Origin of the sequence: Methanobacterium paludis (assembly GCF_000214725.1) — an archaeon.
Taxonomy (GTDB): Archaea; Methanobacteriota; Methanobacteria; order Methanobacteriales; family Methanobacteriaceae; genus Methanobacterium_C; species Methanobacterium_C paludis.
On record NC_015574.1, the window covers coordinates 1,877,927 to 1,889,952 of the forward strand.

Sequence of the window (12,026 nt, forward strand, 5' to 3'; positions counted from 1 at the left end):
ATTCTGAACATTGTACAAAAATATCAGGTAAAAAAAGATATCTTTCAAAAGAGCATGGGAAATTCTTTTTTTCGGAGATTTATTCCGGTAAATTTATACCATACACTTTTCAAATAGTATCACCTTACAAAAGTCAACAGAATAATACAGAGTCTAAACAGTGGAAGGCATTGAAATGATAAAGATAGGAATTTTAGATCTGCAAGGAGATGTCTCTGAACATCTTGAAATCACAGAAAAAACCTTAAAACAAAAGAACGTTGAATCTCAAGTTTTACGGGTAAAAACAGTTTCAGATGTTTCAAAATGTGATGGAATAATCATCTCCGGAGGAGAAAGTACCGTCATAAGCAAACTTATGGAAAAAACCGGGATAAAACGTGCCATAATAGATAAAAAAATACCTGTTATGGGAACATGTGCTGGAATGGTGCTTCTTGCAACAAAAACTGATTATGAACAGCCCTTACTTGGATTAATTGATATGAAGGTTAAAAGAAATGGTTTTGGCCGTCAGAGGGCTTCATTTGAAGAAGAAATTGAAATATTTGGCAGTGAGTATAAAGGCATATTCATAAGAGCTCCCTACGTATCAGAAGTAGGAGACAATGTTGAAATACTTGCAAAACGTGATGACAAAATAGTTGCAGTGGCACAGGGTCATAACGTGGCCACGGCATTTCATCCCGAGCTTACAGATGATAAACGAATTCATGAGTACTTCATTAAGGAGGTATTAAAGTGTGTGGAATAGCAGGAGTCGTATTTAAAGACAGAAAACTTCATCCTGTAGGGGATGCATTGACAAAAATGCTGGAAGCCCTACAGCACAGAGGACCAGATTCTGCAGGTTTCGCAATATACGGAGGTCTCGGATTAAAAGAAAACGAGTACCTTTTAAACATTGAAGTAAAAGAGAAACCAGGTCTTCTTGAAACCGTGAAAAACACAGTGAACATGGTAACAGCAATAGAAACAGAAGAAATAATTCCTTCAGTGGAAGATTCTATAATATATAGATGCAAAATTGCTCTTAAATCATTTTCCCTGTTAAAACCACTTATAATGGAAATTGACAAGATAGATGACGTCATTGTTTTAAATGGATCTCATTCATTTGAAATGATAAAGGATGTGGGGCTTGTAAAAGACATAGCAGCAAGGTACGATACAGCTTCAAAAATGGGAACACACGCAATAGGGCACACAAGGTTCTCAACAGAGAGCATAGTTGACAGATACCATGCACACCCCTTCCAAAGCTACATCATACCGGACATAACCGTTGTACACAACGGCCAGATCACAAACTACTGGAAAATAAGGGACCCCCTGGAACGTAAAGGACATATATTTGAAACAAACAACGATACAGAGTGCATAGTGCACTACATAGCTGACAAACTTTCAGAGGGCTATAAACTTGAAGAAGCCCTTGAACAATCAGTTAAAGATATGGATGGGCCTTTCTCATACATAGTTGGAACCCCTGACGGCGTTGGTATAGCCAAAGACCAGCTTGGTCTCAGGCCAGGAGTTATGGCTGAAAATGATGATATTTTTGCAATAGCTTCAGAGGAAATGTCCCTCCATGAGGTTATGGACACGCACAACATCGAACAGATATCACCAGGAGAAACTAGAGCTTACACATTTAAAGGATAAGGTGGTTTAATGCAAAAAATTGAAATTAATGCCAGTTCAAAAGAGATTAACTCCCAATCCCGAGAGCTTAACAGAGCCATAAAAGGAGCTGCAAAACAATACAAACGTATAACTATCAAAAACCCCAATTCAATGCACTACATAGCTGCAGGGCTCACAGAACCCGTTGATCTTACACTTGAAGGATCAGCAGGTTACTTCGTGGGTACCATGATACACGGAGCAAAAATACACATAACAGAAAATGCAGGATGGTTCCCTGCCGACAACATGACAGAAGGAGAGGTCATAATCGATGGATCAGCAGGCGATGGTGTTGGCCAGGGAATATACGGTGGAACTGTTGTTGTGAGGAGGAGTGTAGGCTCCAGAACAGGGGAAATAATGAAAAACGGTACCATTATAATTGGAGGAAACTCAGGATTTATGAGTGGACTTTTCATGATGGGTGGCCGTATGATCATTCTTGGAGACGTATCAGAAGATGCAGGTGAATCTATAATAAGAGGAACCATATACGTCTTAGGAAATATTAAAAGTCTTGGGAAAAATGCTGAAGTCATAGAAGTAACTGACGACGATAAAAAGGAACTTAAAGAACTCTTAAAAGCCTACGACTTCAAACTCGAGGATGAAAAATTCAACCAATTCAAAAAGATAATTCCAAGAAGTATGAGACCGTTCTACGGTAAAGAATCTGAGGAGGGATAACCATGGCAAAACAAACTAGTAACAAACCTGAAAAGGTCGCAATGGTCGGAACACCGTGTCACATGATCGCTGCAAGCAAAATGGAAAAATTCTCAGATTATCTCGGAGATTCACCCATAGACCTCAAAATCGGACTCTTCTGCATGGAAAACTTTTCATACAGTTACATGAGAAAACTCCTGGAAAAACACAACATCAACATGAGGGATGTTACAGAATGCAGAGTGGAAAAAAACTATGTATGGTTCTTCTTAACGGAAGACCGCGTGTTCAAAATACCACTTGATGAGGCAAAAAGTTGCGTACGTAAAAACTGCAACATATGTATGGATTTCACATCAGAACTTTCAGATTTATCTGTTGGATCAGTTGGCTCACCTGAAGGATGGTCAACTATCATAATAAGGACAGATAAAGGAATGGAACTTCTGAAAAATGCTGAAAAGGATAAATATATTAAAACAGAATCTTTACCTGAATCTGGACTTAAACTAATGGAACGTCTTGCAAATAAAAAGAAAAAGGAAAATAAGAAGGAAATCAACAAAAGAGAAAAGGTTGCAAGGCCCGTTCTTTATAGGAGACCAATTTCTGAGGATGAATTTGAAGAAGAAGTCTCAAAATGCCAGTTCAAGGATCTCAGGGGTGATGTTATTGATATCGGAGCATGCGTACTCTGTGGAGCCTGTTACTATGCATGCCCAGAGAATATAATATCTATAGAAGATAGAAAACCCCAACTCAAAGGCAGGTGTTCTGAAGGTTGCAACCTCTGCTATGTTGCATGCCCAAGAACATACGTAACAGATGATCTTTTAAGTAAAGAAGATGATAAAAAGCCATTAGGCAATTACATCAAAATAGTGTCTGCAAAGGCCCCGATGATAAGTGGACAGGATGGAGGAGTTGCAACAGCACTTCTAAACTACGCATTATCACAAAAAATTGTTGATAAAGTGGTAGTAGTTGATAAGAGTCGTGTTGATGCATGGAAACCTGAAGCAAAACTTACAGATAACATTGCAGAGGTTCTAAGTGCATCTGGAACCAAATATGCAGCATGTCCAGTTTTCAAATCACTCAAAAATAGGGATGAATAATAAAGGAGGAATTTCAATTGCCATTTAAAGTTGAAAGGGACAAAGATCTTTGCAGGAGAAACTTCGACAGACCTGGCTGCTGCTGGTACATGTGCGACAACCGGGACGAAAAATTGTGTCGTAACTGTTACTCCTGTGTTAACAACTGTCCACATGAAGTTTACGAAATAATAGACGATGAACCATACCCAGTTCACCATGAAAACTGTGTTGGATGCAGGATATGTGAAGAAATGTGTCCAAACAATGCAATAGAGGTTAACGCTGTTCCGGAGGACAGAAGAAATGTGTGGTCACTATCTGACCTTACTGAAATAAACAGGAAATCCGCTTCAGGATCATATAAAGTAAGGGGATGTGGAGCCACAAGGGTTATTCCAACCTTTGACGACCTTGTTATAGTGCCTGCCCAGGTTTCAAGGCCTCCAATTGACAAGTACAGGGAACCGTGCAACACCCGCGTTGTGCTTGGTTCAAGGTACGCTGAAAACCCACTTGTGCTGGACACACCAATAATGATAGCTGCAATGTCCTTTGGAGCACTAAGCAAAGAAGCCAAAATTGCCCTTGCAATGGGCGCAACCCTTGCAGGAACGGCCACAAACACCGGTGAAGGTGGAATGCTCCCAGAAGAGAGGAGATACGCTTCAAAACTCATAGCACAGTACGCATCAGGACGTTTCGGTGTTTCAGCAGAGTACCTGAAAAACTCTGAGGCCATTGAGATAAAAATAGGTCAGGGAGCAAAATCCGGTATGGGAGGACACCTCCTTGGTGAAAAGGTCACAGCAGACGTTTCCCGTATAAGGATGATACCCGAAGGAACAGATGCTTTAAGCCCAGCACGTCACATGGACATCGTCGGACCTGAAGACCTGAGCATGAAGATATCCCAGCTTCGAGAGATAACCGACTGGAAAATACCAATCATGGTTAAATTTGCATCAGGACGTGTAAGTGATGATGTTAAAATTGCAGCCAAAGCTGGTGCAGACATAATCGTGGTTGATGGTATGCAGGGAGGAACAGGAGCCGGACCTGATGTTGTGACAGAAAACACAGGAATACCAACCATTGCAGCCATAGTAGAAGCTGACGAGGCACTCAAAGAGGTAAATCTCAGGGAAAAAGTCAGTCTTGTTGGTGGTGGAGGTATAAGAAACGGCGCCGACGTTGCAAAGGCCCTAGCACTCGGAGCAGATGCCGTGTACATAGGAACAGCAGCACTCGTATCCATCGGATGCAGGGTCTGTCAAACATGCTACGCAGGAACCTGCAGGAAAGGTATCGCAACCCAGAACCCTCAACTTAGAAGACGTCTTGATTATATGGAAGGTGGTAAACGGGTTGCAAGGTACATAGAAGCCATGACTGAGGAAGCTGTGATGTTAACCCAACAGGCCGGAAACACCGACGTAAGCAAACTCGAAAAAGATGACTTGAGAGCTTTAACAGTGGAGGCATCAGCCCTTACAGGAGTTAAACTCGCTGGTCTCGAGGCCCCTATCAAATATTGAGGGGAGCTTCTTTTTAATTTTTAGTTTTTAAGTTTCTTAATTTCTTTTTATTTATTTTATAGATACTCAATTAATTTAGATACTTGATTAAAACGAATTTTAGATATTTAAAATTTAGGTAGTTATAATAACTAAGAAATTTTTTTTAAATTTTTTAATAAATGAATTCTAAAATAAATGAATTCTAATTCATCATGAACTGTCTCATCAATATAGCTTTTTTATTAAATTTTAATTTATTAAATCTCTTTTTAATTTACATCCACGTTTTTGAGTACAATGAATTTATTAAATGATTAAAACTGGTTTTGCAAGTAATTACCGATTTCTGATTATTCTACCGCAAAGATTATATGATGCGAGAAAAAAGATTATATCGGAAATAGGTTGCCTATGTCCTATAGCAAACGGATGCATAGTTCCTATCACTTGAAATTAGGATGTAAAATGGATCAAATGCGACTTAAATCATATACAAAAGCTTTAAATTGAAAAAAAGCTCTTAATAAAGGATATAATCTATATTATACAATTTTTAAATGATGTTAAAAATTAAGGTTAAAATTTTGAAGTTAAAAGTTGGTTAAAATTAGTGAATGGTTAACATGAATTTTAACACCAACATGAAATGGAGGAAACATTAATGAGTGCAGTTTTAAGTTCTGGGGATACAGCATGGATGCTGATATCAACAGCCCTTGTAATTTTAATGACCATACCCGGTGTGGCCCTGTTTTACGGTGGCCTTATCCGAAGAGAAAACGTTTTAAATACAATATTCCTTTCTTTTGTCAGTTTTGCCATTGTGAGTATCCTTTGGTTCATGTATGGATATGACATGGCTTTTGGTGCTGATATGTGGGGATTCATAGGTACAATTGCAAATCCATTCTTTGGAGGAGTTATCGAAGCAAACACACTTTCAACATACGCCCCTACAATTCCCACAGGCTTATACGCCATATTCCAGATGACATTTGCAGCCATAACAGTGGCCCTGATATCAGGTGCTGTTGTCGAGAGAATGAAATTTTCAGCATGGCTTGCCTTCATTCCTGTATGGCTCACACTTGTATATCTACCAGTAGCTCACTGGATGTGGGGTGGAGGATGGTTAGCCCAGATGGGTGCACTTGATTTTGCAGGAGGAACAGTTGTCCATGTAAACTGTGGTATGGCTGCACTGGCACTTGTACTATTACTTGGAGCACGTAAAAATTCAAACTTGTTACCACATCATCTTGGATACTCGGTTATTGGTACTGGACTTTTATGGTTCGGTTGGTTCGGATTTAACGCAGGATCTGCTCTGGGGGCAACAAATTTAGCTGTATCTGCCATGATAGTTACAAACCTCTCGGCTGCCGTAGGTATGTTGGCATGGATGCTTATGGATAAACTTAAAACAGGAAAACCAACACTTCTTGGAGCCCTTTCTGGTGCAATAGCCGGTCTTGCAGCCATAACCCCTGCAGCAGGCTATGTAAACATCACTTCAGCAATAATAATAGGTTTTGTTGCTGCAATTTGCGGATATTATGCCGTTTCACACTTAAAACCTCGCCTTGGATACGATGATGCTCTGGACGTGTTCGGAATACACGGAGTATCAGGTATCGTCGGAACACTTGCAGTTGGTATCTTTGCCAGCCCACTCATAAACAGTGTAACTACAGGAGGTTTAATCTTCGGCCAAACACATCTTATAGGAGTGCAACTTCTGGCAATTGTGGTTATTGGTGCTTACTCATTCATCATGACCCTGATAATTGGTAAAGTGATAGATAAAACCATAGGTCTGAGGGTTGATGATGCAGATGAAATAAGAGGTCTTGACATTAACCTACACGAGGAATCCGGTTACAGACTGTCATAAATATGTTTAAATGACAAAACCCGAATAATGTGATTAAAGACAGTCCATAAAGAGAATTTGAGGTGTTATATTATGAAAAGGATACTCGCAATTATACGGCCTGACAAACTGGAAAATGTCAAAAAGGCTCTTGAAGAGATAGGATGCAACGGTATGACAGTTAAAGAAGTAAAGGGTAGAGGAATACAATTAGGCGTAACCGAGAGTTACAGGGGCCGAGATTACAAAGTGGACCTTCTTCCAAAGACAGAAATTGAAATCGTTGCCCAAGATGAAGATGTCGAAAGCATCACCAATAAAATAGTTGAAACTGCAAGAACAGGGGACATTGGAGACGGTAAAATATTCATATCCCCAGTTGAAGAAGTTATAAGAATCAGAACTGGAGAAACAGGAAAGAAAGCAGTTTAAAACTCTTTAATACTCCTTAATTTCTTGCTTTTTTATTTTTTTTTCATTGAAAATTTCTATTTTTTAAAAATCGACGTCTCTTTTAAATGAAGTCTAAGAATGTTTTAAATAACGTCTAAGAATGCTATTTTAAATAAAAATGGTTATTAGTAAATTATTCTTAATAAATTTTCTAGGAATTTCTATAGGAAGTCTTTTTAATTAATTTTGATTATTGATTTACCCTGAAATCATAACGCAACATTTTTTTAAAATGAGCTTCCATATGAATTTTCATTTTTTTGTAAGAATATTGGTTGTAAGAATATCAGTAAAATATAAAAATGAACATTTTTTAATTAAAAGTTCCTTTAACTTATCTTTACTAACCCTGAACGGGTTAAAGCTGAAAAAAATTATATACTTTGGTCGTAATAATATAAGATTAGTTAGGATTAATCCTCCATTAAGATAGAAAGGTTTATATAAGATAGAATATAATCCCAATATGTCGGAAGTATGTTTCCTACCTCCGGCAATTCATGTTAACCAACAAACATCAGGGGTGATAAGGAGCCAAGAAGTCCCAAAATAAACAGAATAAAGGATTAAAATATCAATAAGCATCCTTTAAAAAAATAATTTGAACTTTAAATCTTTATAATAAAAAAAATTAAAAACACGAACTAAAAAAATTAAATTTAAAATTTACAACAATGGGAGGAAACTTTTATGGATCCAATTCTCAACTCTGGTGACACAGCGTGGATGCTTATATCCACTGCTCTTGTAATGATAATGACCGTCCCCGGTGTAGCTTTATTCTACGGCGGTATGGTCAAAAAAGAAAATGTTTTAAACACAATATTCCTTTCACTCATAGCTTTTGCAATAACAAGCGTTATATGGGTCGTATACGGATACCCTCTGGCCTTCGGTACTGATGTAATGGGGCTGATTGGTAATCCAATGAATTTCTTGATGAACGGCATAGATGTCAATGCTCTGGCACCTCTGGCACCAACAATACCTACACTGGTATACGTTGCTTTCCAGATGACGTTCGCAGCCATAACAGTGGCCTTGATATCAGGTGCAATCGTTGGAAGAATGAAATTCTCAGCATGGCTCGCATTTGTGCCAATTTGGTTAACACTGGTCTACTTACCTATATCCCACTGGGTATGGGGTGGAGGATGGTTATTCCAGATGGGTGCACTTGACTTTGCAGGAGGAACAGTTGTACACCTTAACTGTGGTGTAGCTGCATTAGCATTAGCTCTTCTACTAGGTAGAAGGAAAGACTCAAGGTTACTACCACACCAGCTTGGATACTCTGTACTTGGTGCAGCATTCCTATGGTTCGGTTGGTTCGGATTTAACGCAGGTTCAGCCCTTACAGCTGGAGGTCTTGCAGGTTCAGCATTCCTTGTAACAAACACAGCAGCTGCAGCAGCCATGATCTCATGGATGATGATGGATGTAATAAAAACTGGTAAACCAACTTTACTCGGTGCAATATCCGGTGCAGTAGCAGGACTTGTAGTTATTACACCAGCAGCAGGTTTCGTGACTGTATGGGCCGCAATCGTACTTGGTTTCACAACTTCAATAATCTCATACCTTGCAGTTGCATACCTCAAACCAAAACTCGGATACGACGATGCATTAGATGTATTCGGTATTCACGGTATTTCAGGTGCATGGGGAGCATTAGGAACAGGTATCTTCGCAGCTCCATTCGTAAACTCATTAGGAACTGGAGCATTATACGGAAATATAGCACAGCTAGGAATTCAGTGCATAGATATTGTAACAGTTGCAGCATACAGTTTCGTCATGACCCTCATAATAGGTTACCTGATTAAGAAAACCATAGGATTAAGAGTAGAGGAGAAAGAAGAAATTGAAGGACTTGACACCAACCAGCACGAGGAGTCAGGTTACAGGGTTTAAAGGGAGATTTGATTATGAAAGAAATAATCGCAATAATAAGACCTGAAAAATTGGAAGATGTTAAAAAAGCCCTCGAAGAAGTCCACTGCCACGGAGTGACTGTAACGGAAGTAAAAGGTCGCGGAAGGCAATTAGGTATAACAGAAAGCTACAGGGGAAGTGATTACAGGATAGACCTTCTACCTAAAACCAAGCTTGAAATCATCACCAATGATGAAGATGTGGATAAAGTCGTTGATACCATAGTGGCAACAGCAAAAACAGGAGATATTGGAGACGGTAAAATATTCATATCCTCTGTAGATGATGTTGTAAGAATCAGAACTGGAGAAAAAGGGCAAAAAGCAGTTTAATCTGCTTTCCCAATTTTTTTCAAAATATTTAAATAAATCAAACACGATCACAATAATTTCACAATGATTTAGATCCATTGGAGGCGGTGAGATCTTTAAATCAACAAAAATGGATATAAAATATATCCTTCAAATCAATTACAAGCATAGAGGTGGTAAAAAGGTTAAATTTAAATAAATTTCAAACCGAATTACCCCCTAAAACTCTTTTTTAATTTTATTTTTTTTATTTACAGCTTTAATAAATATTAAAATTTATTTTTATGAAGCTTAATTACTAAACTTGAAAATATTTTTAGGGCGTTGAAAAAAGCAGGAATATTTCACAAATTGTGTTTATTTATACACAAATAGGAACATTTAAATATTGAATTGATAAAATATGAATCGAGAAGAAAATAAGAATCATGTTTGAGTCAGATGAAAGTTTCAGGTGAAATGATTTCCATAGTTGACTCAAAATTTGTAAAACTTAAAAAATTGTAAAAATTAAGTTATAACTTAAGTTGTAACTATTACGGGGATGGTAAAGTGGATGTAAAAACAATTGCAATCTTAGGAACCCATGGTTCTGGTAAAACCACCGCTCTTGAAAATTTTTGTCATAAACTTGTGCAGACACCGGATCTGGAACATGGAACTGCAAGCATAAATGGACAGGAAATCCATTTTTTAAGTTCACCACAATATAAACAACTTGATTTCATGGAAAGAATCTTTTCCACAAATATAGATGGAGTTACCGTCTTTGTAGATAATACAAGAGGAGTTAATGGGGAAGATAAGGAAATTATTGATGCAATCGAAAAAAAGGGTATCAAATACATCATATTATCCAACAAGCAGGATTTGAACGACCAGAAATTGGAAATAAATTTTACAAATGCTCCCATAATTCCAACTGTAGCAAAAGATGCTGAATGCATGATAAATGCTATGGAAACTCTGCTAAAATTAATATCACCTTATCAGTACTATCTAAATAAAAAATCTTTAGAGGTAATAAATTTATACCCTCTGCAAATTCATCGCAGTAATTGGAATTACAATGTAACTAACGGGAATTAGAATGTACACTAAGATAATGCCCAATTTGTATAGTATAAAAACAGGTAAACCTAGCTGTATTTCTTACCTTATTCTGGGGGACCAGATGAATGTTTTAGTGGATTCCGGAATAAACCAAAACTTTGAAATTCTGAAAGGCGACATTGAAGAACTTGGATTGGAAATAAACGATTTGAGTCTGGTTATAAATACCCATGAACATGCTGATCATTTCGGTGCCAATAGATTCCTGCAAAAAATCGTTCCAATCATAACCCACCGATATGCTGCAACTAAAATAGTCTCTGCAGACGATGAGGTCCTTCTCTGCCGAGCACACGGACACGACCCAACAGGTTACCAGGTACACATCTGGTTAGAGAACATGAATGTTATAGACACCGGAGACTGGTTTTTAAAGATATTCCACACTCCAGGCCATACTTCAGGATCTCTGTGTATCTACGAACCTCGAAGAAGGATACTGATATCAGGAGATACCGTGTTTGCCAGAGGAACTATTTCAGATATATCAAGTTCCGGAAGTTACGGTGAGTACATAAATTCCCTTGCAAGGCTCAACACCATGAAGATTGACCTTTTATTACCAGGACACGGTAAAATATCCAACGATGTCGAAAGAGATATCGAGAAAGCCATAGAAAATGCTAATATGAAACATGAAGCGTTTTTAAGGAAAAAGTAATCCTTAAAAATATTTAATATCCTATTTTTTCACTTATTTTGTAAGAAATTAACAACCTTTATATGTATTAAATATCTATAAATTATTAACGGAACTATGCTTCCTTGTTCCTGTATAAAAATAGATAGTTGGTGAAACACGATGGATGTGAAAAAAGTGTTAGTATTTGGAACCTCGGGTTCCATGAAAATTACAGCCTTAGAAAATATTTGCAGTAAAATTGTGCATACAATAGCCCTTGATTACGGAAATACAATTATTGAGGATACAAAAATCCATTTTTTCAGCCCACCTGCAGATGAAAAATTTGAGTTTATGAGTGATGTGCTATCCAAAAACGTGGACGGAGTTATAATCTTTACAGACAACACAGAGGGGTTAAACGAAACAGAAATAATGAACTCCATGAAAAAAGATGTGCCGCACATCGTAGTCACCAACGTAACCAAATCAGAAACACTAAACAACAGTTTGCAAACGCTCCTTGGATTAATGTCTCCAGTTAAAGAAACAGGAAATGAAACTCTGTGCCACAGTTAGGGATCACACCCCATCATGGAACTCAGGGATTTACGGGGGCTATGAGCCAATGCGTTAATCTTTAATCAAAAGACAATCAACAAGGGCAGATAGGATTAAATAAATAAAATCAAAGGATTCCAAGTTATAATGGTCATATCCTTTCAAATAAATGGTCTCCAGAGA

Annotated in this window: 12 protein-coding genes; all 12 read left to right on the forward strand. The window is 37.8% G+C overall.

The annotated features are described in order from the left end of the window. The first annotated feature begins 175 nt into the window (after positions 1-175). A complete protein-coding gene (gene pdxT, locus MSWAN_RS08830; RefSeq protein WP_013826298.1) occupies positions 176-754 on the forward strand; it encodes a pyridoxal 5'-phosphate synthase glutaminase subunit PdxT in 579 nt (192 codons plus the stop codon). After that, positions 742-1,665 carry a class II glutamine amidotransferase domain-containing protein gene (locus MSWAN_RS08835; RefSeq protein WP_013826299.1) on the forward strand — a complete coding sequence of 308 codons (924 nt, stop codon included), beginning with the start codon at positions 742-744 and terminating at the stop codon, positions 1,663-1,665. Before pdxT ends, MSWAN_RS08835 begins: the two co-directional genes overlap by 13 nt. Positions 1,666-1,674: 9 nt before the next feature. Then, positions 1,675-2,376 (forward strand): GltB/FmdC/FwdC-like GXGXG domain-containing protein, encoded by a 702-nt coding sequence (locus MSWAN_RS08840; RefSeq protein ID WP_013826300.1) that lies wholly within the window; start codon positions 1,675-1,677, stop codon positions 2,374-2,376. A gap of 2 nt (positions 2,377-2,378) precedes the next feature. Next, positions 2,379-3,476 (forward strand): Coenzyme F420 hydrogenase/dehydrogenase, beta subunit C-terminal domain, encoded by a 1,098-nt coding sequence (locus tag MSWAN_RS08845; protein WP_013826301.1) that lies wholly within the window; start codon positions 2,379-2,381, stop codon positions 3,474-3,476. A gap of 17 nt (positions 3,477-3,493) precedes the next feature. After that, positions 3,494-4,993: a glutamate synthase-related protein gene (locus MSWAN_RS08850; RefSeq protein WP_013826302.1), complete on the forward strand. Its 1,500-nt coding sequence runs from the start codon at positions 3,494-3,496 to the stop codon at positions 4,991-4,993. A 643-nt stretch (positions 4,994-5,636) separates the two neighbouring features. After that, positions 5,637-6,869 (forward strand): ammonium transporter, encoded by a 1,233-nt coding sequence (locus tag MSWAN_RS08855; RefSeq protein WP_013826303.1) that lies wholly within the window; start codon positions 5,637-5,639, stop codon positions 6,867-6,869. A gap of 72 nt (positions 6,870-6,941) precedes the next feature. Continuing rightward, complete coding sequence (locus MSWAN_RS08860) at positions 6,942-7,280, forward strand: P-II family nitrogen regulator (protein WP_013826304.1); 339 nt, start codon at positions 6,942-6,944, stop codon at positions 7,278-7,280. Positions 7,281-7,991: 711 nt separating this feature from the next. After that, on the forward strand, positions 7,992-9,215 hold the full coding sequence (locus MSWAN_RS08865; RefSeq protein WP_013826305.1) for an ammonium transporter: 1,224 nt from the start codon (positions 7,992-7,994) through the stop codon (positions 9,213-9,215). 14 nt (positions 9,216-9,229) lie between these two features. Continuing rightward, positions 9,230-9,568: a P-II family nitrogen regulator gene (locus MSWAN_RS08870; RefSeq protein ID WP_013826306.1), complete on the forward strand. Its 339-nt coding sequence runs from the start codon at positions 9,230-9,232 to the stop codon at positions 9,566-9,568. 531 nt (positions 9,569-10,099) lie between these two features. Then, positions 10,100-10,636 (forward strand): GTPase domain-containing protein, encoded by a 537-nt coding sequence (locus tag MSWAN_RS08875; protein WP_013826307.1) that lies wholly within the window; start codon positions 10,100-10,102, stop codon positions 10,634-10,636. A gap of 1 nt (position 10,637) precedes the next feature. After that, positions 10,638-11,321, forward strand: coding sequence for an MBL fold metallo-hydrolase (locus MSWAN_RS08880; protein WP_013826308.1), 684 nt, complete (start codon positions 10,638-10,640; stop codon positions 11,319-11,321). A 141-nt stretch (positions 11,322-11,462) separates the two neighbouring features. Then, positions 11,463-11,861, forward strand: coding sequence for a hypothetical protein (locus MSWAN_RS08885; protein ID WP_013826309.1), 399 nt, complete (start codon positions 11,463-11,465; stop codon positions 11,859-11,861). Positions 11,862-12,026: the final 165 nt, after the last annotated feature.